This window comes from Arthrobacter sp. TmtSoilC77 (assembly GCF_059739415.1).
Genome location: NZ_AP046050.1, coordinates 4,494,397 through 4,516,070, shown reverse-complemented (window position 1 = coordinate 4,516,070; position 21,674 = coordinate 4,494,397). Strand labels below are relative to the sequence as shown.

At 62.5% G+C, this 21,674-nt stretch carries 23 protein-coding genes; 13 read left to right on the top strand and 10 right to left on the bottom strand.

Features of this window, described 5'->3' with window-relative positions; all coding sequences use genetic code 11:
• Window positions 1–4: 4 nt before the first annotated feature.
• Both AC6I99_RS20875 and AC6I99_RS20870 read right to left on the bottom strand, forming a co-directional pair.
• Complete coding sequence (locus AC6I99_RS20875; protein WP_497961705.1) at window positions 5–709, bottom strand: alpha/beta fold hydrolase; 705 nt, start codon at window positions 707–709, stop codon at window positions 5–7.
• A 97-nt stretch (window positions 710–806) separates the two neighbouring features.
• Window positions 807–1,376 (bottom strand): YdeI/OmpD-associated family protein, encoded by a 570-nt coding sequence (locus tag AC6I99_RS20870; protein WP_497961703.1) that lies wholly within the window; start codon window positions 1,374–1,376, stop codon window positions 807–809.
• 159 nt (window positions 1,377–1,535) lie between these two features.
• On the opposite strand from AC6I99_RS20870, the gene AC6I99_RS20865 reads away from it, so the two are divergent.
• The 6 genes from AC6I99_RS20865 to AC6I99_RS20840 all read left to right on the top strand — a co-directional run bounded on the left by AC6I99_RS20865 (window position 1,536) and on the right by AC6I99_RS20840 (window position 8,092).
• Complete coding sequence (locus tag AC6I99_RS20865; protein ID WP_497961701.1) at window positions 1,536–3,050, top strand: fumarylacetoacetate hydrolase family protein; 1,515 nt, start codon at window positions 1,536–1,538, stop codon at window positions 3,048–3,050.
• Window positions 3,043–3,711 (top strand): GntR family transcriptional regulator, encoded by a 669-nt coding sequence (locus tag AC6I99_RS20860; RefSeq protein WP_309928213.1) that lies wholly within the window; start codon window positions 3,043–3,045, stop codon window positions 3,709–3,711. The genes AC6I99_RS20865 and AC6I99_RS20860 overlap by 8 nt, the downstream gene beginning before the upstream one ends.
• A gap of 86 nt (window positions 3,712–3,797) precedes the next feature.
• Window positions 3,798–5,312, top strand: a complete 1,515-nt coding sequence (gene hpaE, locus AC6I99_RS20855; RefSeq protein WP_224093157.1) for a 5-carboxymethyl-2-hydroxymuconate semialdehyde dehydrogenase — start codon at window positions 3,798–3,800, stop codon at window positions 5,310–5,312.
• A gap of 105 nt (window positions 5,313–5,417) precedes the next feature.
• Entirely contained in the window at window positions 5,418–6,515 is a 1,098-nt protein-coding gene (gene hpaD / locus AC6I99_RS20850) for a 3,4-dihydroxyphenylacetate 2,3-dioxygenase (RefSeq protein ID WP_497961699.1), read from the top strand.
• A 3-nt stretch (window positions 6,516–6,518) separates the two neighbouring features.
• On the top strand, window positions 6,519–7,304 hold the full coding sequence (hpaH, locus tag AC6I99_RS20845; protein WP_497961697.1) for a 2-oxo-hept-4-ene-1,7-dioate hydratase: 786 nt from the start codon (window positions 6,519–6,521) through the stop codon (window positions 7,302–7,304).
• Window positions 7,289–8,092: an aldolase/citrate lyase family protein gene (locus tag AC6I99_RS20840; protein ID WP_224165730.1), complete on the top strand. Its 804-nt coding sequence runs from the start codon at window positions 7,289–7,291 to the stop codon at window positions 8,090–8,092. Before hpaH ends, AC6I99_RS20840 begins: the two co-directional genes overlap by 16 nt.
• On the opposite strand, the gene AC6I99_RS20835 is transcribed toward AC6I99_RS20840, so the two are convergent.
• Together AC6I99_RS20835 and AC6I99_RS20830 are read right to left on the bottom strand one after the other, a co-directional pair.
• Window positions 8,086–8,490, bottom strand: a complete 405-nt coding sequence (locus AC6I99_RS20835; protein ID WP_497961695.1) for a nuclear transport factor 2 family protein — start codon at window positions 8,488–8,490, stop codon at window positions 8,086–8,088. The genes AC6I99_RS20840 and AC6I99_RS20835 overlap by 7 nt on opposite strands.
• A gap of 99 nt (window positions 8,491–8,589) precedes the next feature.
• Window positions 8,590–9,129, bottom strand: coding sequence for a hypothetical protein (locus AC6I99_RS20830; protein ID WP_497961693.1), 540 nt, complete (start codon window positions 9,127–9,129; stop codon window positions 8,590–8,592).
• Between the two features lie 238 nt (window positions 9,130–9,367).
• Between AC6I99_RS20830 and AC6I99_RS20825 the strand changes: the two genes are divergently transcribed.
• Together AC6I99_RS20825 and AC6I99_RS20820 are read left to right on the top strand one after the other, a co-directional pair.
• The gene (locus AC6I99_RS20825) at window positions 9,368–10,612 is read left to right on the top strand and encodes an aspartate transaminase (protein ID WP_497961692.1); all 1,245 of its coding nucleotides are present in this window, start codon (window positions 9,368–9,370) and stop codon (window positions 10,610–10,612) included.
• Window positions 10,599–11,273, top strand: coding sequence for a 4-carboxy-4-hydroxy-2-oxoadipate aldolase/oxaloacetate decarboxylase (locus tag AC6I99_RS20820; protein WP_309928206.1), 675 nt, complete (start codon window positions 10,599–10,601; stop codon window positions 11,271–11,273). The genes AC6I99_RS20825 and AC6I99_RS20820 overlap by 14 nt, the downstream gene beginning before the upstream one ends.
• Before the next feature lie 176 nt (window positions 11,274–11,449).
• Here AC6I99_RS20820 and AC6I99_RS20815 read toward each other — a convergent pair whose 3' ends face one another.
• Together AC6I99_RS20815 and AC6I99_RS20810 are read right to left on the bottom strand one after the other, a co-directional pair.
• Window positions 11,450–11,671, bottom strand: a complete 222-nt coding sequence (locus tag AC6I99_RS20815) for a hypothetical protein (protein ID WP_309928205.1) — start codon at window positions 11,669–11,671, stop codon at window positions 11,450–11,452.
• A 124-nt stretch (window positions 11,672–11,795) separates the two neighbouring features.
• Complete coding sequence (locus AC6I99_RS20810; RefSeq protein ID WP_497961690.1) at window positions 11,796–12,749, bottom strand: LysR substrate-binding domain-containing protein; 954 nt, start codon at window positions 12,747–12,749, stop codon at window positions 11,796–11,798.
• 300 nt (window positions 12,750–13,049) lie between these two features.
• Between AC6I99_RS20810 and AC6I99_RS20805 the strand changes: the two genes are divergently transcribed.
• The 5 genes from AC6I99_RS20805 (at window position 13,050) to AC6I99_RS20785 (ending at window position 17,816) form a co-directional block, all read left to right on the top strand.
• Window positions 13,050–13,838 (top strand): LamB/YcsF family protein, encoded by a 789-nt coding sequence (locus AC6I99_RS20805; protein WP_497961689.1) that lies wholly within the window; start codon window positions 13,050–13,052, stop codon window positions 13,836–13,838.
• Between the two features lies 1 nt (window position 13,839).
• The gene (locus tag AC6I99_RS20800) at window positions 13,840–14,577 is read left to right on the top strand and encodes a 5-oxoprolinase subunit B family protein (RefSeq protein WP_497961687.1); all 738 of its coding nucleotides are present in this window, start codon (window positions 13,840–13,842) and stop codon (window positions 14,575–14,577) included.
• The gene (locus tag AC6I99_RS20795) at window positions 14,574–15,587 is read left to right on the top strand and encodes a 5-oxoprolinase subunit C family protein (RefSeq protein WP_309928202.1); all 1,014 of its coding nucleotides are present in this window, start codon (window positions 14,574–14,576) and stop codon (window positions 15,585–15,587) included. The genes AC6I99_RS20800 and AC6I99_RS20795 overlap by 4 nt, the downstream gene beginning before the upstream one ends.
• A gap of 56 nt (window positions 15,588–15,643) precedes the next feature.
• Complete coding sequence (locus AC6I99_RS20790) at window positions 15,644–16,984, top strand: MFS transporter (RefSeq protein ID WP_223934937.1); 1,341 nt, start codon at window positions 15,644–15,646, stop codon at window positions 16,982–16,984.
• Between the two features lie 82 nt (window positions 16,985–17,066).
• A complete protein-coding gene (locus AC6I99_RS20785) occupies window positions 17,067–17,816 on the top strand; it encodes an SDR family oxidoreductase (RefSeq protein WP_497961685.1) in 750 nt (249 codons plus the stop codon).
• Window positions 17,817–18,087: 271 nt separating this feature from the next.
• On the opposite strand, the gene AC6I99_RS20780 is transcribed toward AC6I99_RS20785, so the two are convergent.
• The 4 genes from AC6I99_RS20780 to purB form a co-directional block, all read right to left on the bottom strand.
• On the bottom strand, window positions 18,088–18,522 hold the full coding sequence (locus AC6I99_RS20780; RefSeq protein ID WP_224093181.1) for an acyl-CoA thioesterase: 435 nt from the start codon (window positions 18,520–18,522) through the stop codon (window positions 18,088–18,090).
• 75 nt (window positions 18,523–18,597) lie between these two features.
• Window positions 18,598–19,101 (bottom strand): GNAT family N-acetyltransferase, encoded by a 504-nt coding sequence (locus AC6I99_RS20775; RefSeq protein ID WP_224093183.1) that lies wholly within the window; start codon window positions 19,099–19,101, stop codon window positions 18,598–18,600.
• A gap of 181 nt (window positions 19,102–19,282) precedes the next feature.
• Window positions 19,283–19,939 (bottom strand): histidine phosphatase family protein, encoded by a 657-nt coding sequence (locus AC6I99_RS20770; RefSeq protein WP_497944111.1) that lies wholly within the window; start codon window positions 19,937–19,939, stop codon window positions 19,283–19,285.
• Between the two features lie 301 nt (window positions 19,940–20,240).
• Window positions 20,241–21,647 carry an adenylosuccinate lyase gene (purB, locus tag AC6I99_RS20765; RefSeq protein WP_224093186.1) on the bottom strand — a complete coding sequence of 469 codons (1,407 nt, stop codon included), beginning with the start codon at window positions 21,645–21,647 and terminating at the stop codon, window positions 20,241–20,243.
• Window positions 21,648–21,674: the final 27 nt, after the last annotated feature.

Here is a 21,674-nt window from a genome sequence, read left to right as displayed (position 1 = left end):
AGCGCTATTTCGTGCGCTCGACGGCCGACAGGATGGCTTCACCCAGTTCGCGTGGCTTGGTGAACTGTGGCCAGTGTCCGGTGGGTAGGTCGATGAAGTCAACGTCCCGGATCCGCGCGAGTTCCTCCGTGAACGGGTGCCCGGCATCCATCCATTCCTGAAGCAGTGATGATGGGAACTGGCAGGCGATGATGGTGGCCGGGACGTCATAGCGCCGGACATCGTGAAGGTGTTGTTGGTCGAAGGCAACGCCCTTCGGTTCGGGGATGGCCCGTGAACGGAAACCTTCCTTGAGTTCGTCAGTCAGGTCGATGAGATCCGCATCTTCAAACCCTTCCCAGGGCGGGAGGGGGATTTCGTCGCCGTCGTCGGGCAGTTCGTCGTTGATCACGCCGCCCTCACCCAGTGGCCCGCTGTCCACATAGATGGCCCGATCCACGCGATCCGGACGGGCGTCGACAACGCCGTGGATGATTGCGCCCCCGCCGGAATGGCCCACCAGGACCACATCGCCGCCGAGGGAATCCACCTTGTCCACCACGGCGTCGATATGTGTGCGAAGGCCAATCCCGGCGCGTGGCGCGTCAACGGACTCCAGACCGGGAAGTGTGATGGGGTGAACCGAGTGCCCGGCTGCGACAAGGGGCGGCGTCACCTCCGCCCATGATGACGCGTCCAACCAGAAACCAGGTACCAGGATGATGTCCATGCGGGTACCCTACGGGAGTCCATGCAGGGGATGCACGCATTTCTTGATGGATGATTTGGCAGGCCGCCTCGTCATGTGCGCGCCGATCCAGCAGAAATTACGCTTCCCCCATCAGCTTCCCAAGGGAGCGTGCCATTGCCTTGGCTCGTGAGTCCGCAGTACGGGCCTTGAGCAACTGCAGGATGATGAGGTAACGCTGCGTCTTCCCGAGGCTTTCGAATGCTTCGCGGGCTGCTGGGTTGCTGGCCAAGGCAGTCGCGAGGTCTTCCGGAACTTCCGCGTTGGCCTGGGAAACGTACGCAGCTTCCCAGCGGCCATCAGCCTTGGCGGCGTCGATCTCAGCCAACCCCGCGGGATGCATGCGACCGGATTCGATCAACGCCTCCGCCTTGCCGACGTTCACTTGTGACCATGAGCTTCGCGGCCGGCGCCGGGAGTATCGCTGCAGGAAAGTCGAGTCGTCATTGCCTTGGCGCTGCCCGTCGATCCAGCCGAAACACAGGGCGCCGTCCAGGGCCTCCCCAATGCTGAGTAGTTGGGCACCGGCGTTCTTCTTGCCGATCACGAGCCAGGCTTCGGCCGTTTTTTCGTAGTTCGCGGCGAGCCATGACTCCCATTCGGAACCGTTGGCAAACCTGAGCAACTGGACGTCGTTCTTTTCCGGCACGTACTTCCTTCCACTGCTTTGGGGCTCAAAACAACCACTATGGCCTGATGAATGCGTTTGGGAAAGGGGGTTGACGACTTGCGCTTCAAGGGCAATAGTTATCGTATACGATTTCGTACTTGATGGATGTTCGATCAGATATTTACAAGAGGAGGCGCCGTGACACTGGAGTTTCGGACCGGGGAAGTCAGCCAGGACATGCTGGCCCGTACGCGCAAAGTCATTGCGGTCCACATCAACTACCCCAGCCGTGCAGCGCAGCGCGGGCGTACTCCCGGGCAGCCGTCGTACTTCCTGAAGCCGTCCACGTCCCTGGCGCTCGGCTCCGCTGATGCTCCCGGCACTGTTGAACGTCCGGTCGGCTGCGAACTGCTTGGATACGAGGGCGAGATTGCGTTGGTGATCGGCAAGTCCGCCCGCCGCATTGGCCTCGAGGATGCCTGGAGCCACGTCGAGTGGGTGACCGCTTCCAACGATCTGGGAGTCTACGACCTCCGTTATGCGGACAAGGGCTCCAACGTCCGCTCCAAGGGCGGCGACGGGTTCACGCCCGTGGGTCCCGCGCTGATCCCCGCCGACGCGGTCGATCCCGCGGCCCTGCGGATCCGCACCTGGCACAACGGCGACCTCGTCCAGGACGATACCACCGAAGACCTGCTCTTCCCGTTCGCGCAGCTCGTCGCGGACCTCTCCCAGCTGCTCACGCTCGAAGAGGGCGACATCATCCTGACCGGCACCCCTGCCGGCGCGTCGGTTGCCAAGCCGGGTGACGTCGTCGAGGTTGAGGTCAGTGGCGGTCGCTTCACCAGCGGCCGCCTGACCACCAAAGTAACGGAAGGCACGACGCCGTTCGCGGACTTTGGTGCCAAGCCCAAGACTGATGACACCCAGCGGGAAGAGGCATACGGATCCCGTGAAGCTGCGGGGCTCCCTACTTATGTCTCCGTCCTGACGCCCGAGCTGAGGGCGAAGCTGGAAAGCGTCGCAACGGCTACGCTTTCTTCGCAGCTCCGCAAACGCGGACTGAACAACGTGAGCATCGACGGCCTGCAGGCTACGCGCCCGGACCGCAAAGTGGTGGGCCTCGCCCGGACCCTCCGCTATGTGCCCAACCGCGAGGATCTGTTCAAGACCCACGGCGGCGGATTCAATGCACAGAAACGCGCGATTGATTCCGTGAACGAAGGCGAAATCCTCGTGATGGAGGCCCGCGGGGAGAAGGGCACCGGCACGGTTGGCGACATCCTGGCGCTGCGTGCCCAGGTGCGGGGGGCCGCTGCGATCATCACCGACGGTGGGGTCCGCGACTACTCAGCAGTGGCCGAGCTGGAGATGCCAACGTATTTCGCGAACCCGCATCCGGCAGTCCTGGGTCGCCGGCACATTCCCTGGGATACGGACATCACCATTGCCTGCGGCGGAGCCACGGTGCAGCCCGGCGACATCATCGTTGCCGATTCGGACGGCATCCTGGTGATCCCGCCAGCCATCGCCGAGGAACTGGTGGATGACTGCATCAGACAAGAGCAGGAAGAGGCTTTCATCTTCCAGATGGTCAAGGAAGGGAACAGCGTGGATGGGCTTTACCCGATGAACAAGGAATGGCAGGCACGCTACGAGAAATGGGTTGACTGGCAGAGCCGACAAGTCCCGGAAGGAGCCCAAGGTGACTGAAACCGCCGTCGAAAGCGCCGCTGCCCAAAGCAAGTCGCAACAGGCGTATGACGCCGTCAAGGCCAGGATCGTGGAAGGCGTCTACACGCCGGGTTACCGGCTGGTGCTCGCGAAGATTGCCGAGGACCTGGGCTTCAGCGTGGTCCCCGTGCGGGAAGCGATCCGCCGTTTGGAAGCCGAAGGCCTGGTGAAGTTCGAGCGGAACGTTGGCGCCACCGTCTCCGGAATTGATCCCACCGAGTACCTGTACACCATGCAGACCCTAAGCATCGTGGAGGGTGCGGCTACCGCGTTGTCCGCACCGTTGATTGATTCCGTTGCGATCGCCCGGGCCCGCGCCGTGAACGAGGAAATGCGGGAATGTCTGGAGCACTTCGATCCGGTTCGTTTCACTGCTTTGAACCAGGACTTCCACAGTGTCTTGTTTGAGCATTGCCCCAATCCGCACATCCTGGACCTGGTACATCGTGGATGGAACCGGCTGGCCTCCCTGAGGTCCTCCACGTTCCGCTTCGTTCCCGGCCGCGCCCAGGAATCGGTGCGCGAACACGAGGCGCTGCTCCAGCTCATCGAAACAGGAGCGGACGCAGACACGATCGAAAAAGCAGCCCGACGACACCGCGCCGCCACCCTCGACGCATACCTGGCCACCACCAACTAAAAGCAACCCGGGGTCACTTACGGCCCATAAACGCACCGCACATGGGCCATAAGTGACCCCGCGTTGGATGAAAGAGGAAGACAACGATGACGACCCCTGTAGAAACAACAGCAAAGCATTACGTACCCGAGAATCTGCCCACGCACATCCAGCACTTCATCAACGGTGAGTTCGTTGACTCGGTGTCGGGCAAGACCTTCGATGTCCTGGACCCGGTGTCCAACCAGAACTACGCCACGGCCGCGGCTGGTCAGAAGGAAGACATCGACCTCGCTGTCGCCGCCGCGCGCGAAGCGTTCGTCAACGGTCCGTGGCCGAGGATGAAGCCGCGCGAACGTGCCCGTGTGCTGAACAGGATCGCCGACGCCGTGGAGGCCCAGGAAGAGCGCCTCGCGGAGCTGGAGACCTTTGATACGGGCCTGCCGATCACGCAGGCGAAGGGCCAGGCGTTGCGTTCAGCCGAGAACTTCCGCTTCTTCGCGGACCTGATCGTGGCACAGTTCGACGACGCCATGAAGGTCCCCGGCTCACAGATCAACTACGTGAACCGCAAGCCGATCGGCGTCGCGGGCTTGATCACGCCGTGGAACACTCCTTTCATGCTCGAGTCCTGGAAACTCGCCCCGGCCCTGGCCACCGGCAACACCGTCGTGTTGAAGCCTGCCGAGTTCACGCCTTTGTCCGCGTCTCTGTGGGCAACCATTTTCAAGGACGCGGGCCTGCCCGACGGCGTGTTCAACCTGGTCAACGGCCTGGGCGAGGAAGCCGGTGACGCCCTGGTGAAGCACCCGGACGTGCCGCTGATCTCCTTCACTGGCGAGACCACCACGGGACAGACGATCTTCCGCAACGCAGCAGCCAATCTCAAGGGCCTGTCCATGGAGCTCGGCGGCAAATCCCCGTGCGTCGTCTTTGCTGACGCTGATCTTGATGCCGCGATCGACTCCGCCCTATTCGGTGTGTTCTCCCTCAACGGCGAACGCTGCACTGCTGGCTCCCGCATCCTCGTCGAGCGGGCCATCTACGACGAATTCTGCGAAAAGTACGCCGCCCGTGCCAAGAACATCGTGGTGGGTGACCCGCACGATCCCAAGACCCAGGTCGGCGCGCTGGTCCACCCGGAGCACTACGAAAAGGTGGCCTCCTACGTGGAGATCGGCAAGTCCGAAGGTCGGCTCCTGGCCGGTGGCGGGCGACCCGACCACCTGCCCGAAGGCAACTACATCGCACCCACGGTGTTTGCCGACGTCGCGCCTGATGCGCGGATCTTCCAGGAGGAAATCTTCGGTCCCGTCGTGGCCATCACGCCGTTCGAGAACGACGACGAAGCCCTCGCCTTGGCGAACAACACGAAGTACGGCCTGGCGGCCTACATTTGGACGCAGAACCTGACCCGGGCCCACAACTTCTCCCAGAACGTGGAAGCCGGCATGGTGTGGCTGAACAGCCACAACGTCCGTGATCTGCGTACCCCGTTTGGCGGCGTCAAAGCTTCCGGCCTGGGCCACGAGGGCGGCTACCGTTCCATCGATTTCTATACCGACCAGCAGGCTGTGCACATCACGCTCGGCTCCGTTCATACGCCCAAGTTCGGCGCCTAGTACCCAACTAGGTCGCAATGGTGCGCGTTTTGAACCCCCAAAACGGCATCTACTGCGACTCAGTTGGGTCCCCACAACCAACCCTTTCAACGAAGAGAGACCACCATGAGCAACCCGTTCACCGGCCCCATCCCCACACCGTCAGTCCCGGCTCCGGACATCGTCCGCTGCGCCTACCTTGAACTCGTGGTCACGGACCTCGCCAAGTCCCGCGCGTTCTACGTCGACCTGCTCGGCCTGCACGTCACCGAGGAAGACGAGAACACCATTTACCTGCGCTCCTTCGAGGAGTTCATCCACCACAACCTGGTCCTCCGCAAGGGCCCGGTCGCCGCAGCAGCCGCCTTCGCTTACCGGGTGAAGTCCCCGGCCGAGGTTGACGCCGCTGAAGCGTATTACCGCGAACTCGGTTGCCGGGTTGAGCGCCGCAAGGAGGGCTTCACCAAGGGCGTTGGCGACTCCGTCCGCGTGGAGGACCCGCTGGGCTTCCCGTACGAATTCTTCTACGACGTTGAGCACGTTGAGCGTCTCACCCAGCGCTACGACCTCTACTCCGCCGGCGAGCTGGTCCGCCTGGACCACTTCAACCAGGTCACCCCGGACGTCCCGCGCGGACGCAAGTACCTCGAAGACCTCGGCTTCCGTGTCTCGGAAGACATCAAGGACTCCGACGGCGTCACTTACGCCGCGTGGATGCACCGGAAGCAGACCGTGCACGACACTGCGTTGACGGGCGGCAACGGACCCCGCCTGCACCACATCGCCTTCTCCACGCACGAGAAGCACAACATCATCCAGATCTGCGACAAGATGGGCGCCCTGCGCATCTCCGACCGCATCGAACGTGGACCCGGACGCCACGGCGTGTCCAACGCGTTCTACCTCTACATCCTTGACCCGGACGGTCACCGCGTGGAGATCTACACCCAGGACTACTACACCGGCGATCCGGACAACCCCACCGTCACCTGGGACGTCCACGACAACCAGCGCCGCGACTGGTGGGGCAACCCCGTCGTCCCGTCCTGGTACACCGAAGCCTCCCTGGTCCTGGACCTGGACGGCAACCCCCAGCCCGTCATCGAACGCGAAGAGAAATCCGAAATGGCCGTCACGGTGGGCGCCGACGGCTTCTCCTACACCCGGCCGGAAGGCGCCGCGGGTGAGGCCGCTGAAGGCTTCAAGCTGGGGGCGCAGGTCTAAACCATGATGGACGCGAAGACGATCGAAGCAATTGCCGACGAACTGCTCGAAGCCGGCCGGAACCGCAAGCCGGTTCCGCGCCTCACCGCCCGCTACCCTGACATGACGGTGGAGGACTCCTACGCCGTGCAGCAGCTGTGGCGTAGGCGGAACGAGGAAGCCGGTCGCACGTTGGTGGGGCGGAAGATCGGCCTCACGTCCAAAGCCATGCAGGCCGCCACGGGCATCACCGAACCGGACTACGGGGCGATCTTCGATGACATGGTGCTGGAAACCGGGTGCTCCGTGCAATGGGACCAGTACACGCACCCCCGCGTTGAGGTGGAGCTCGCCTTCGTGCTGAAGGACGCACTCAAAGGGCCTGGTTGCACGATTTTCGATGTCCTCAATGCCACCGACTACGTGGTTCCGGCCCTCGAAATCCTGGACTCCAGGATCGAAATGGAGGGCCGGACCATCGTGGACACCATCTCGGACAATGCAGCTATGGGGGCCATGGTGATCGGTGGCCGACCAGTGCGTCCCGACGCCGTCGATCTCCGCTGGGTCTCTGCGATTCTCTACAAAAACCAGACCGTGGAAGAGACCGGAGTAGCCGCGGGAGTGCTGGATCATCCGGCAAACGGGGTGCACTGGCTGGCCAACAAAATCGCCGCGCACGGGGACGCAATGAAGGCCGGAGATATTATTCTTGCGGGCTCGTTTACCCGGCCCTTGTGGGTGTACAAAGGTGATACCGTGCACGCGGACTACGGACCGTTGGGAGTCGTGACATGCAATTTCGACTGAGCCCCACCTTCTATTCGGCCCTCTCAGAGGCTGGCCGTCCCTTGGCTGGCATGTGGGTTTGTTCCGGTAGCCCATTGGTGGCTGAGGTGTGTGCGGGATCCGGGCTGGACTGGCTGTTGATCGACGCCGAGCACAGTCCCAACGGCCTCGAATCGATTCTTGCGCAACTCCATGCCGTGAGTGGCTACCCCGTGCAGGCCATGGTCCGGCCGCCGGTCAACGACACCGTGGTCATCAAGCAATACCTTGACCTCGGAGTGCAGAATCTCCTGATTCCCATGGTGAATTCTGCGTTCGAAGCCGCTTCCGCAGTGGCAGCCGTCCGCTATCCGCCGCTGGGTGTACGTGGTGTGGGTTCTGCTTTGGCCAGGGCGTCACGCTGGAACCGTGTTCCTGATTACCTTGCTGCTGCTTCAGAATCGATCAGCCTCACAGTTCAGATTGAATCCGAGGCAGCGGCTTCGGCTGTGGAGGAAATCCTGTCTGTCGACGGCGTGGACGGCATCTTCCTTGGCCCCTCGGACCTCGCGGCCTCCATGGGTTTGCTGGGTCAGCAGGAGAATCCCTTGGTGAGGGCCGTCGTCGAGCATTGCCTTGAAGCCGCCAAGGCGGCCGGCAAACCAGCCGGCGTCAATGCCTTCAATGAGTCCACCGCCCGCGCCTATCTCGACGCCGGTGCCTCCTTTGTGCTGGTGGGCGCCGATGTTGCTGTTCTGGCCCGCGCCTCGGAAGGGTTCGCCTCGACGTTCATTCCTGTGTCCGAAACGGCGGAGCGCGACAGCTACTGAGCCATTTCCCCGGTTGTACTGTCGGGCTCGGTGTCGGGCGTTGATTCCTTCCTGGCCATGTACCACTCGGTGAATTCGCGCGCACGTCCATCCTGGGCAAAGCGGATGACCCAAAGGTTGTCGTAGGTAGGCTCGCCGTTGAGGTAGGTGGTCACGGCCTGGACGAAAGCCGTGTCACCATCCTGGCCAAGGAGCGTCCACTCGAAGGTCCAATCATCGGGCGTGTCGCCGGCGTCCAACCATGCTTTCACGATTTCTTCATGGCCGTTCCACGGTGATTCAGTGTTCGGCTTGTCGTAGTAGATGGCATCCTCAGTGAACAACGCCCGGATGTCATCGGGCTCATTCGAGGTCCACGCGCGGATATATTGGCTCATCCAGGAGTTCACGTCGGTCATGCCTCCGTTCTACCCTCCACGACTCGTGGGTTCAACGGTGGGGGCTTACGTTCCGTCCCAGTTAGCGGGCCGGCAGTGGGACTCCGACGGAGCGTCGCGCTACGCCGACCGCGCAAGGCCCCGGGATGCCCGTCGGATGTGGTCAGGAGTGAGCCCGGTCAACGAGGCGAGTTCGAGGTCATCGAAAACCTGGGTGCGGAGAGCCATGACGATCAGGGCCTCGCGTGCCTCCGTGATCCGGTCACGATGTAGTCCAGCTGCTTTCAATTCGTCACTCTTGGCCTTCAACCTAGCCACGTGCGCATCGCGGGGGACGCCGCTCGCGTGGAGGTCGTCATAAGCCAAACCGATGGTCCGGACAGTCCGCAGGTTCTCCCCGGTGACTGCGGCAACTGTGGTCAAGGGCAGCCCGTCTTCGAAGGCTTGGGCGATCATGTCGTTCCGCGCTGCGGTCAGGGTCCTGATGGCGCTGGAAGCATGGGACAGGAGCTGGCGATGCGCTGCAAGTGCATGGGCGAGCCTGGCGCGCTCACCTTTGGCCGCTGCATGAGACGGGGCTTCTGACCGTGACGCCTTGGCCCGGTAGGTGTAGCGGCCGGTGGCTGACCGGCCTTGAACGGAAACGGTTGCGGCTCGCATGGGCTCCTTTCCGACGAGTGGCGAACACTTCTGAGCTATGAATCTAGGCATCCTTCAGCCGCCGGAGGAAATACCAATACCGCGTGAACCCATAAGCAAAGTGCATGTAAGCGCGTCATAAGAGTCCCTTATTGATCCACGCACATTAGGTCTTATCCACAGCGCCCGCGAATCCCTAGTCTCGAAAAAGGGGATGCGCGAATCCGCGCGTCCTGAGTTCCACATTCCTGGAGGAGACATGTCCGACTACGTGCCGGCGTCGAGGGTCACCCGCATCAAGTCCTCAGCGAGCGTCGCCGCCGCCGCCCGGGTCCGCGAACTGAAAGCTGAAGGCATCCCGATCATCGACCTGACCGTCGGCGAGCCGGACTTCGACACCCCGGACCACATCAAGGCTGCCGCCATCGAAGCGATCAACGCCGGCGAGACCAAGTACACCTCGGTGACCGGTACGCCCGAGCTACAGACCGCGATCCTCCGCAAGATCGAGAACCACACCGGGCATCACTATAAGCCCAATCAGCTGACCATCGGCGGCGGTGCCAAGCAGGTCCTCTATGTTGCCCTGATGGCTTCGCTCAACGAAGGCGACGAAGTGATCGTCCCCGCGCCGTACTGGGTTTCCTACCCGGATATGGTCCTCGCCAACGACGGCACGCCTGTGATCGTCCCTTGCGGCGAAGACAAAGACTTCAAGCTGACGCCGGCTGCCTTGGAACAGGCCATCACCCCCGAGACCAAATGGCTCATCCTCAACGCGCCATCCAACCCGACCGGCGCCGTTTACTCACGCGAGGAACTGCGGGCACTGGGGGCGGTCCTTGAGGAGCACCCGCATGTCTTCATTCTCACCGACGAGATCTACGACGAAATCCACTTCGGCGATGGCCGCGTCACCAGCCTGGTCACCGCTTCGCCGGCGCTCAAGGACCGCATCCTGCTGGTCAATGGAGTCTCCAAGGCGTATGCCATGACTGGCTGGCGACTCGGCTACGGCGTAGGTCCGGGGCCCCTGATCGCGGCAATGAACAAGCTGCAATCGCAGACATCCTCGTGCCCCTCGTCCATCAGCCAGGCCGCAGCAACAGCTGCGCTGAACGGCGACCAGTCCTTCGTCCGCGACAGCGTGGAGGTGTATCGCAAGCGCCGGGACGCCGCCGTCGAAGGTCTCAACGCCATCAACGGACTGTCCGTCGCTCCAGCGGAAGGTGCCTTCTATGCGTACGTGAACTGCAGCGGCGTTATCGGCAAAACCGCACCCGATGGCAAGGTCATCGAGAACGACCAGGACTTCACGCTCTACCTGCTGGACGCGGCCCGCGTGGCCGTCATCCAGGGCTCGGCCTACGGCTTGGGCCCTTACTTCCGGATCTCCTTCGCCACCTCGCTGGAGACCATCAACGCCGGCGTGGACTCAATCCGCGACGCCGTCAACGCCCTGTCCCAGGCCCCACAGAAAGATCCCTCAAATGATCCACGTTAAGACCAAGTTCGAGCGCCCTGATGCCGACGTCGTCAGCCGCCTCGCTGCCTTTTCCTCAGCGACCATCCATGAAGCACAGGGCCGCCGCGGCGCGTTGAGTTCCAGGATCAAGCCGATCGACCGTTCCATGTCTTTCTGCGGCCCGGCCGTTACCGTCGCTTGTGCGCCGCAGGACAACCTCATGCTTCAGGTCGCCATCCACTACGCCCAGGCAGGCGACGTCGTCCTGGTAGGGGCGCAGGAAATGACCGAGGCCGGCACGTTCGGCGACGTCCTGGGCAACGCCATGAAGGCAAAGGGCATCGCCGCGATGGTCACCGATTCCGGCGTGCGCGACACCCAGGACCTGATCGAACTCGGCCTGCCCGTGTTCTCCGGCAGCGTCAGCATCAAGGGCACAGTCAAGGAAACCCTCGGCCCGATCAACCACCCCATCGTCTTCGGCGACGAAATCATCTACCCCGGCGACATCCTCCGCGGTGACGCCGACGGCGTGGTGGTTGTCCGTCGTGAGGAGGCCGAGGAAGTCATCGCACTGTCCCAGGCCCGCGACGACCACGAGCGCGAACTCATCAAGCTGTACCACGACGGCGGCAACACCATCGAGCTCTGCGGCCTGACAGAGAAGCTCAAGGAGAAGGGCCTCCTGGTCGAAGACTAACCGTCCGCACAGGGCCGGTCGCGCGTCTTGGAAGGCGTTGCGTCCGGCCCTTTGGCGTGCCTTTTTGGGCATGGTAAAGGCGCCTTGCCAGTGGCAGGGCGCCTTAAGGTGCTACGGCTTTTGTTGATGTACGACGGCGGCTGGCCGGGTTTCGCGGGAGGCTTGGGACGGGTGGGTCAGTCAAGTCCGGAGTGTCCGGGGCGGGTGTCCACGAGGTGCCATTCGATGCTGTTGCCGGCGTGGGCGGGCATCAGGCTTCCTTCGAAGACGAACAATGGTTCACCAATGCCACCGATCGGACGCCAAAAACCATTCCGTGGGCAGTGAAATCCGGTTCGTGCGCTTAGCGTTCCGCGGGTTGGATTGGAAACCCATCCGGCCGTGCTGATCTTTTTCACCGTTTTTTCCTTTGAACTTGCCCGCGGAATCCGTGAGCTGCTTTCGAATTTCTTGCTAATTCGATAGTAGGAAATTAAAACGGCATTGAATAAGACCAAAGCTGACTGTCCGGATAAGGCTTTGTTATGGATGGGCCGGTAGCTGCACGGGGTCGGTTCCGTACTTGTTGATCAGTTGTTGGTGCAGCATCTCCTTGACCACCAGGAGCACGGCCGAGGCAGCTTCGGAGAGCGGCTCGTGGTCCGGTGTGCAGAGGGCAATCTTGCTCTGCAGGCCGGGTTCCACGATCCGCAGCACCTTGAAGTCCTGGTCCGGGAAGAGGGCATCGGCAGCGGATTTGGGTAGGACAGTGCCGCCCAGGTTCGCTCGGATAAGCCGGATCAGCGAAGGGACAGACTCCACTTCCCCCACCAGGCGGAGCGGCAGGTCCTGGTCGGCCAGACCTTTCTCAATGAGCTGCCGCAGGGTGTGGTTCTTCTCCGGAAGGAAGAGTCCCACCGTGCTCGCTTCCGCGAGCGTGATGGTGTCCTTGCCGTCTTTGCCGAGGGCGAGGTCCACGTCCGGGTGCACCACCAGATGAAGGTCCTCAACAATCATGGTGGTGAACTGAACCCCTCGGATCTTCCCGGGCTCGTAGATGAGGGCCATGTCGAGGCGGCCGTTCTTGATGGCTTCGCTCAACACGCCGCCGAAAATCTCTGTCAGGTGGACCACGATATCCGGGTAACGCCGTCCCACTTCCCTGATGATCTGGGGCGTCAGGCTGGAAGCCATGCTGTAGGGCGCGATCGCGATGGAGACCCTGCCGGAGGGTGCAGCTCCGGAGGTGGCAACGTCCTGCCGGGCCTGCTCAACCAGGCGCAGGATCGACTGGGCATGGCGGTATAGCGTATGCCCGGCTGCGGTCGGCTCAACACCTTGCTTGCTCCGGATCAGGAGCCGCTGTTTGAGGTCGTTCTCCAGTGCGGATACTTGCTGGCTGAGAGCAGGCTGGGCAACGTGCAGGGCGGCGGCGGCCTTGGTAATGCTTCCCGAATCAACGATCTGCACGAAGTATGAAAGCTTTCGTGTGTCCATGATCTGCCTTCCTAGAGAGCCACGTCCCCGGGTGGCATGCCATAAGGAAATTCTATCCGGGGCAGCACTGGGACCCCTGCCACAGTACAGGGTGGTGCAGGTCATAACGGAGAGCTATCACGGGATAGCTATTAGGTCTTTGTGCAACGTGGTTGACCGGTGCGAGACTTTTGGAAAGAACTTCAGGCAACGCTTTGGAATCCATAAGCGTCAGACATTTACCGGGAATTCAACTAATCCTCGAGCGGATTATTTATGCCCTTCCCGGACTTGAATGCAAAACCACGAAAAGAGAACCACGTGAACCCGACAATTGATCTTGTAGCGGATCTTGGGGAGGGATTCGGCGCCTACACCATTGGCGACGATTCCGAGCTCCTGGAGATCGTCACAAGCGCCAATATCGCATGCGGGTTCCACGCCGGTGATCCCGACATCATGGCCTCCACTGTTGCTGAATGCGTTCGCCGCGGCGTAGGCATCGGCGCCCACCCGAGCTTCCCGGACCTGCGTGGCTTTGGTCGCCGTGACATTGGCCTGAGTGCTCAGGAAGTACAGAACGATGTGCTCTACCAGCTCGGCGCCCTGAACGGCTTTGCCGCCTTCCACGGCACCAAGGTCACCCACATTGCTCCTCACGGCCGGCTGGGCAACCTCGTGGCCGTCCGCGCCGACTATGCACAGGCCGTGGCGGAAGCCGCTGCCTCTGTGGACAACGAGCTCATCGTGGTGGCGCAGGAAGGCGAACTGGCCAGGGCAGCGCGCAACGCGGGACTGGACGTGGCAATCGTTGGCATCGTGGACCGTGGCTATCAGGAAGACGGCACGTTGGTTCCCCGGAGCCAACCGGGCGCCGTCTTGCAAGAACCGGCAGAGATCGTGGAGCGGACCCTGCGCATGGTTGTCGAAGGCAAGATCCGCTGCGCCAACGGCGTGGACATGGATATCGATGTCGACACCGTCCTCCTCCACGGCGATAACCCCGGTGCGGTGGAACTTGCCCGTCTGATCCGCTCGGAGCTCGTCTCCGCCGGCGTGCGCGTCGCCCCGCTGGCCGAGGTCATGGACGCCAAGAGGAAGGCGGCCTGACATGTCCGTGCTCTCAACGGCTCCCACCGAGATCTACGAGTCAGGAGACTCAGCGCTGCGCGTCGTGGCGATCTCGGAGGCCAGCGAAGACAACTGGCTGACCGTCCACAGCTTGGCCGACTGGCTGGAAAGCTGCGGCGCCGAGGGCCTTCACGGTGCGGTTCCTACGTACGACTCCGTGCTGGTTGAGTTCGATCCCATCCTGGTTTCCGCCCGCCAGGTTCGCGCGTTCGTCAAGCTCGGGCTCCTGGAGATCGCCCACGCGGGCGGGTCACAGAGGGCGCCCCGGGAGTTCGATGTCCCCGTGGTTTACGGCGGCGAATACGGCCCGGATTTGGTGCGTGTTGCTGAGCACCAGGGCATCCCAGCGGACGAGGTCATCCGCCTCCACACCGAAAAGACCTACACAGTCCGCTGCCTGGGTGCGCCCGCGGGCTCGCCCATGATGGACGGGCCCATGTTTCCCAAGCCCGTCCCGCGTTTGAAGGATCCCCGGCTCAGCGTGCCTGCGGGCGCCGTGGCGGTGGCCGGGCGCCAGGCAGTTATCGCGCCTGCTGTTGCCCCGGGCGGCTGGTGCGTCATCGGCCAGACCCCGTTGTCCGTACTGAATATCCGGCGCGAACCGCTGGTCCCGTACAAGCCAGGCGACATCCTCAGGTTCCGCCAGATCCGCGCGGAGGACTTCCACACCTTCGCTGGGGTGGAATTGGAGCCACTGGAGTTGGAGGTGCAGCCATGAGCGGGGCAATCCTGATCCAGCAGCCGGGCAACTCCGTGGTCACCGACCTCGGCAGGACCCGCGGACCGCGTTTCGGGCTTCCGGTCAACGGCGCCCTGGACCAGTACTCGGCCCGGGCCGCCAATATCCTGGCCGGCAATCCGGACAACGATCCCCTGGTGGAGATCACGGCCCTTGATTTTCGGATGAAGGCCGACGCCGACATCCTGATTGCCGTCACCGGTGCCCCGCTCACGCTCACGGTCGGTGGACGACCGTGCAGTCAGTGGGAACCGGTGTCCGTCCGGGCAGGGGAAACGGTGTCCATTCGCGGAATCCACCGCGGGCTCCGCGCCTACCTGGCTATCCACGGCTCGCTGGAAGCCGAAACTCTGCTAGGCAGCTGCGCACCGGACACCGTGGTGGGATTCGGACTTCAGCTTCGGGAAGGAACCACGCTCCCCACCCGTAGGAGCGTTGGCCCGGTACGCCAGCCGTACTTTGACCTTCCACTCTTCAGGCTGGGCCTTGAACGGCCAAGCATGGGAACAGATCTGTTGGTCGATGTGACCGATGGGCCGGATGTCGCCGAATTTGGCGAATCCGGTGAACTGCTCTTCACCTCGGAATACGCCGTCAGTGGCCGCAGCAACCACATTGGCCTGCGGCTCGGCGGAGAACTTCCGGAAAGAACTTCCAGCGGTGAGGTGCTGTCCCGCGGAGTGCCAGTGGGCGCCGTCGAGGTTCCCTCACGGGAAGAGTTGCTGGTACTGCACCGGGGACGAGGCGTCACCGCCGGGTATCCCGTACTTGCAGTAGCAACCAGCACCGGACTGGATGTCCTGGCCCAAGCAAGGCCAGGGGACAAAGTCCGTTTTCGGAAAACCACAGTGGCAGAAGCAACTGCCGCCCACAGGCGCTCGCGGGCCCAACTGGAAACCCTCCGCGAATCCGTCAACACCGTCTTCGGACTTCTCGGTATCGGATGCCGACCCCAGTGGCAGGACCTACCAGTTGCGGCATGCAGCTAAAAACCCTGTCGTCATACCAGTAGGCGTTGCTACGCTCATCTCAGTAAGGAAAAGTCATGACCGCAAGCACCAACGCTGCGCCAGCGCAGCATGAGCGGCTCACGGGCCGCCAAACCCGCAAGGTTGTCACCGCAGGTTGTGTTGGCATCTTCGTGGAACTCTACGACAACGGCATTTTCGCCTTCATGGCGGGAACGCTGGCCCTGGTCTTCCTGGCCCCCGGCAACCCGGACAATGCACTGCTCTTCGTGTTTGCCGGTTACGCGGTCTCGTTCTTCGTTCGACCTCTCGGCGCTGTTGTTTGTGGCTACCTCGGAGACCGGATCGGCAGGCAAAAGCTACTGGTCTTTGTGATCCTCCTGATCAGTGTTGCCACGGCAGGCATCGGGCTCTTGCCGCCATATGCGGCCATTGGCATTGCCGCGCCGATCCTGCTGGTGCTCCTGCGCATGCTGCAGGGCTTCTCCGTTGGTGGCGAAGCTGCCGGCGCCATGACCTTCCTTGCCGAGCACGCCCCTGAAGGCAAGCGCGGTGTCATCACGTCATACGCCCAGATCGCCTCCTTCGCAGCACTGCTCACCGGTACCCTTGTGGCGTTCTCCATGTCGCCGTGGCTCACCCAGGCAGCGATCGACGGCGGTGGCTTCGGTTCCTTCGCATGGCGCATCCCCTTCCTCGTTGCCATCCCCATGGGCATCATCGGCTGGTACATCCGCAAGGCCATCGCCGATACCCCCAACTTCGTAAAGCTCAAGGAAGAGGGCGGACTCTCCAAGAACCCGCTGAAGGAAGCCTTCAAATCCGCCGAGCACCGCCGTGCCATGCTCCTGGCCCTCTTCATTCCGCTCATGAACGGCTCCGGCTACTACGTCCTCTTCTCCTACATGCCCACGTTCCTCAAGGGCAAGCAGCTGAACTTCACTATCGGCCAAGCCCTTCTGGTCACTGCCTGCAGCCTGGTGGTCATCTGTATCGCCATCCCCTTCATGGGTGCCCTCTCGGACCGTGTTGGACGCAAGAAGGTCATCGCCGGGTCCGCAATCGCCATGGCTGTCCTCGGCATCCCCTCCTACGCCCTCATTGCAACCGGTGAAATGGGCCTCGCAATCCTCGGCGCCTGCATCATGGCAGTCGTTTTCGCCGGCCACACCGCCGTCATCCACATCCTTATCGTTGAACTGTTCCCCACCCGGGTCCGCTACTCCGCTTACGGCCTTGGCTACAACATCTCCTCTGCGCTGTTCGGCGGCACGGCTCCGTTGCTCATGACCTGGCTGATTTCATCCACGGGGAACATCTACATGCCGGCCTTCTACGCAGTGATCACGGCCTTGGGCACGCTGATCGCCGTCAGCACCGTCAAGGACCGCGCCCACGAACCGCTGCGCGACGCCTAGCCATCACTGACCTCCGGCTCTTACGTCCGGCCACGTGGCTGGACGTAAGAGCCCCTACCAATCCCCACCTTTTGGAGGACCAATGTCTTTTTCCGACTACACCACAGCCCTCGTCACCGGAGCTTCGACCGGTATGGGTGCAGCCATCGCTGAACGCCTCGCCAAGCGCGGCCTGACCGTCCACGCCGTGGCCCGCAACGAGGAACGCCTTGCGGAACTGGCCGACCGCACCGGAGCAGTCCCGCATGTGGTGGACCTGACCGACACAACCGCGCTGGCCGCCGTCGTAGGCGGACTCAAGGTGGACGTCCTGGTGAACTGCGCCGGAGTGTCCCGGCCGGGCAACATCCTGGACTCGTCCGAAGAGGACATCGACGAGCTCGTGGACGTGAACCTCCGCGGCCTGCTGCAGCTCACGCGCCTGGTCCTGCCCGGTATGGTGGAGCGCGATCTCGGCCACGTCATCAACATCAGCTCGATTGCCGGCGTCTACAACTTCTACGGCCACACCGTCTATCACGCCACGAAGGCGGCCGTGCACCAAATCTCCCGCCAACTCCGAAACGACACCGTGGGTAAGCGGATCCGCGTTACCGAGATCTGCCCGGGACGGGTGGAAACCGAGATCTTCGGGCGCAACATGGGCGGTACGCCCGAAGCCATGGAAGAAGCCTGGAAGACCTACTACGAGGGCTATGAGTCGCTGACCACCGACGACATCGTCAATGCCCTGGATTACGCGATCGAAACGCCGCGCCACGTCAACGTGGGCATGCTTGAGCTCATGCCGACGTTCCAGGTGCCCGGCGGGCTGACGTTCGATCGGCGCTGATTTTCTGAATCAGGCGCCCCATAGGTTCCGGTGACACTCACTCCCGTCACCGGAAAACATAGGCTGGCGGCCGCGTTCCCGCGGCCGCCAGCACCCGTTAACGCAGTAGGTCCGACGTTCCTGCCCACTTACTGCGTACTCCATCCCGCAGACCTAACGGGGTTCCGCGGGATTCCAGGGCGAACTTGGGCCTGGACAGGTGGCATTCAGGGCTCCGGGGGAGCTAACTGGGCGGGAGCCCTGGCTCGGTGCGCGTACGACGCCGGGTGGTTCAGTCCTCGTGCAGGGTCTCCGTGAGGTGGTGCGTGGGGATGCGGTCGCGATCATACGTGATTTCCGTGTAGCCGTGCGGCTGCGGGCGGCCATCAGCGCCCATGTTCACGAACACGATCTCCTCGATGGTCAGGATGCTCTGCCGGGTGATCATATTCCGGACCTCGGCGCGCATGGTCAAGGACGTGCGCCCGAAGCGTTTGGCCGTCAGTCCCATTTCGATGAGGTCGCCCTGAACGGCTGAACTCACGAAGTTGATTTCGGAGATGTACTTGGTGACCGCGCGGCCATTGCCCAACTGGAGGATGGCGTAGATCGCTGCCTCTTCATCGATCCACTTCAGCAGGCTTCCACCGAAGAGTGTGCCGTTGGCATTGAGGTCCTCGGGCCGCACCCATTTACGCGTGCGGAAGGTGATGTCTGCTTTTTCCATTTTCCGAGATTATCCGACTACCGCAGCGTGTGCTTGATGTTGCGCGACGCCTGGTTGCTGCCGGGGCTCAGGTGTTTACGCCATCGCCGTGTGGGAGGCGCTGTGGGAGTTGATCCGCTTGGAGTAGCAGTAAGACCCATTTACGCCGATGTACGGTCCAAAATTGGGAACTTCGGCGAATCCGGCGCTTACATAGAAGCTTCGTCCATCAGACTGCGCTGATCCCGCCTCAGCTGCGATGACGCTGAATCCGTGTGAGTGGGCCTGTGCTTCGAGTGCGGCGAGGATGGAGCTTGCAACTCCTGATCCGCGTGCGTAGGGAACCACGTACAGTCGCTTGATTTCAGCTGTCTTCTCGTCCAACATCCTCAGGCCGCCGCATCCGAGCGGCTGTCCGGAGCATTTCTCGTAAGCCACAACAAAAACGGCCGTGTCAGCTTCCGAGGGCGGGGGACCGGGCTCGTGATCCGTGGTTCCGAACCGGGCGTCCAGTTCGGCCTGTTGCGCGGCGCGGAGGTCAGCGCCTACCGGGTTCGCCCAGGTGACCTGCCGGATATTGAGCCGGGGGTTGGTCTGCATCGATGCCTCATTTCGCTTGGTTTCGCTGAGGTGTTTATGCGTCTTAAGCCTAGGAAGCTGTGGTTACCGCCGTGTTTCCTGCGCGTAAGCTTCGGGAGAATTGCTGAATTTCCTGCGTTGCGGGGCCTGCTCTGCGCCTTCCCGTGGGAATTTGGCGCGCAGAACAGGCCTCACAACATGCTTAGAGCGCCTCGCCTGTTGGGTCCTCGGCCGTCTGGTCTGCCAATGCCAGGCCACCCACTGGAATCTGGTCCCAATGCAGGACCCGCCACCCTGATTCCGGATCACCTTCGAGTGCCACGATTCCGGTATTGGGCAATTGATGGGTCTCAGCGAAGAGCGTGTCGATATCCTCTGCCCTGCGGCCGGCCCAACAGCGGATGGCGGCGCCGTGGCTGACGATGGCGGCGGTCGAATGTCCTGCGGCCGCAACCTTTTCCACTGAGGCATCGAAGCGGGCAAAGAAGTCATGGCCGTTGAAAGCGCCCGGCATGCGAACGTCGAGGTCGCCGTCAGACCAAGCGAACACCGTGCTCATGTACCGCATATGCGATTCATGATCCGTCTTCTTCTCCAAGGCTCCTGCCTCAATCTCATGGACGCCGTCCAGGATTTCCGGTTCCAGTCCCGTGGCGGCGGCGAGCGGTATCACCGTCCGCTGGGTCCGGAGCAGGGTGGAAGTGTAGAGGGCCTGAATGGACTCGTCCGCTAGAGCCTCCGGGAGCGCGGCCGCTTGCCGCTCGCCGAGTTCCGTCAATCCCGGGCCGGGAAAGGCAGTATCCAGTTGGCCCGCCACGTTGCCGGGGGTCTGTCCGTGCCTGATCAGTAGGAGCTTCATGGGTGCTCCGCTCCTTACGTCGTTGCTGTCTTGGCCATGCGTTCCTGCCCGGTGCGTTCTTACTCGGTGCGTTCCTGCCCAGTTGCTCCAGCCAATCAGCGGCCAACGCAAGCGAACGCCCCGACACGCCGTGTCTCCGCACATGGAAGGGCATGCCCCGGTGACAAAGCGGGAGGGAACGCGCCGGGTGCCCACTAGTTTAAACGCCGACGGCGGGCCTGGTTAAACGCCGACGGCGGGCCTGGGCATCCAGCCCCGGCCCGCCGTCGTCCAGCGTTTGTTGCTACTTCAGCCTTTGTTGCTACTTCAGGTGGTCCACCAATTTGTCAGCGATGCCGGTGTACTTGCCCGGGGTGAGGGCGAGCAGGCGGGCTTCGGCGTCGGCGGACAGGCCGAGCCCCTGCACGAACTCCTGCATCCTGGCGCCGTCCACGCGCTGCCCCCGGGTGAGATCCTTCAGGCGCTCGTAGGGGTTTTCCATGCCTTCCACACCGGCAATGGCCTCTGCACGCATGACCATTTGGATGGCTTCGCCCAGGACCTCCCAGTTGGTGTCGAGGTCACCCGCAAGGACTTCCTCGGCCACGTCCAGGGCCTTGAGACCCTTGGCGACATTGGAGATTGCCAGCAGGGAGTGACCAAAGGCGACGCCGATGTTGCGCTGTGACGAGGAGTCCGTGAGATCGCGCTGCCAGCGGGAAGTAACCAAGGTTGCGCCCAGAGTGTCCAGCAGGCCGTTGGAGATCTCCAGGTTGGCCTCGGCGTTTTCGAAGCGGATCGGATTGACTTTGTGCGGCATCGTGGAGGACCCGGTGGCACCAGCTACAGGAATCTGCCGGAAGTATCCGATGGAGATGTAGCTCCAGATGTCCGTGCAGACGTTGTGCAGGATGCGGTTGAAGCGGGCAATATCGGCGTAGAGCTCCGCCTGCCAATCGTGGCTTTCGATCTGCGTGGTGAGCGGGTTCCAGGTGAGCCCCAGTCCTTCGACGAAGGTCTTGGCAACAGCTTCCCAGTCGGCACTCGGGACGGAAGCAACGTGTGCCGCGTATGTGCCGGTGGCACCGTTGATCTTGCCGAGGTATTCGGTCTTGGCGATCCGTGCCAGCTGTCGGTTCAGGCGGTGCGCGATGACCGCCAGTTCCTTGCCGAGTGTGGTGGGCGTGGCGGGCTGGCCATGTGTGCGGGACAGCATGGGCACGGAGCGGTTGGCTTCGGCCATGGCCTCGATCTGCTGGACCAGTGCGGTGGCGTTGGGGAGCCAGACATTCTCTACGGCGCCCTTGATGCCAACGGCGTACGAGAGGTTGTTGATGTCCTCCGACGTGCAGCCGAAGTGGACCATGGCTGTCAGGTTTTCGATGCCAATCGCGGGCAGCCGGCGGCCGATGTAGTACTCCACTGCCTTGACGTCGTGGACGGTGACGGCCTCGATCTCGGCGAGTTCGTCGACCGATGCGGCGTTGAATTCGGTGACGATGGCACGGAGCTGCGAAACCTGCTCGTCCGTCAGGGGACCCGCGCCAGGCAGCACGGACTGGCTGGTCAGGTGGATCAGCCACTCAACCTCAACGTGAACGCGATCGCGGTTCAATGCGGCCTCGGACAAGTAGTCAACGAGGGGCGCGACGGCGGCACGGTACCGGCCATCGAGGGCGCCAAGAGCGAGGGGTTCGGAAGCGAGGGACACGCGAGGGGATTCAGCCATGGTGCCTATTCTTTCATGTTCCTTGGA

Excerpts from the sequence above, each read along its gene's own strand:
- AC6I99_RS20825 (WP_497961692.1), top strand. The coding sequence starts at position 9,368 with ATGTCCGACTACGTGCCGGCGTCGAGGGTCACCCGCATCAAGTCCTCA.
- AC6I99_RS20790 (WP_223934937.1), top strand. The coding sequence starts at position 15,644 with ATGACCGCAAGCACCAACGCTGCGCCAGCGCAGCATGAGCGGCTCACG.
- purB (WP_224093186.1), bottom strand. The coding sequence starts at position 21,647 with ATGGCTGAATCCCCTCGCGTGTCCCTCGCTTCCGAACCCCTCGCTCTT.
- AC6I99_RS20830 (WP_497961693.1), bottom strand. The coding sequence starts at position 9,129 with ATGCGAGCCGCAACCGTTTCCGTTCAAGGCCGGTCAGCCACCGGCCGC.
- AC6I99_RS20780 (WP_224093181.1), bottom strand. The coding sequence starts at position 18,522 with ATGGAAAAAGCAGACATCACCTTCCGCACGCGTAAATGGGTGCGGCCC.
- AC6I99_RS20820 (WP_309928206.1), top strand. The coding sequence starts at position 10,599 with ATGATCCACGTTAAGACCAAGTTCGAGCGCCCTGATGCCGACGTCGTC.
- hpaE (WP_224093157.1), top strand. The coding sequence starts at position 3,798 with ATGACGACCCCTGTAGAAACAACAGCAAAGCATTACGTACCCGAGAAT.
- AC6I99_RS20770 (WP_497944111.1), bottom strand. The coding sequence starts at position 19,939 with ATGAAGCTCCTACTGATCAGGCACGGACAGACCCCCGGCAACGTGGCG.
- AC6I99_RS20800 (WP_497961687.1), top strand. The coding sequence starts at position 13,840 with ATGTCCGTGCTCTCAACGGCTCCCACCGAGATCTACGAGTCAGGAGAC.
- AC6I99_RS20835 (WP_497961695.1), bottom strand. The coding sequence starts at position 8,490 with ATGACCGACGTGAACTCCTGGATGAGCCAATATATCCGCGCGTGGACC.
- AC6I99_RS20785 (WP_497961685.1), top strand. The coding sequence starts at position 17,067 with ATGTCTTTTTCCGACTACACCACAGCCCTCGTCACCGGAGCTTCGACC.
- AC6I99_RS20875 (WP_497961705.1), bottom strand. The coding sequence starts at position 709 with ATGGACATCATCCTGGTACCTGGTTTCTGGTTGGACGCGTCATCATGG.
- hpaH (WP_497961697.1), top strand. The coding sequence starts at position 6,519 with ATGATGGACGCGAAGACGATCGAAGCAATTGCCGACGAACTGCTCGAA.
- AC6I99_RS20775 (WP_224093183.1), bottom strand. The coding sequence starts at position 19,101 with ATGCAGACCAACCCCCGGCTCAATATCCGGCAGGTCACCTGGGCGAAC.
- hpaD (WP_497961699.1), top strand. The coding sequence starts at position 5,418 with ATGAGCAACCCGTTCACCGGCCCCATCCCCACACCGTCAGTCCCGGCT.
- AC6I99_RS20840 (WP_224165730.1), top strand. The coding sequence starts at position 7,289 with ATGCAATTTCGACTGAGCCCCACCTTCTATTCGGCCCTCTCAGAGGCT.
- AC6I99_RS20810 (WP_497961690.1), bottom strand. The coding sequence starts at position 12,749 with ATGGACACACGAAAGCTTTCATACTTCGTGCAGATCGTTGATTCGGGA.
- AC6I99_RS20795 (WP_309928202.1), top strand. The coding sequence starts at position 14,574 with ATGAGCGGGGCAATCCTGATCCAGCAGCCGGGCAACTCCGTGGTCACC.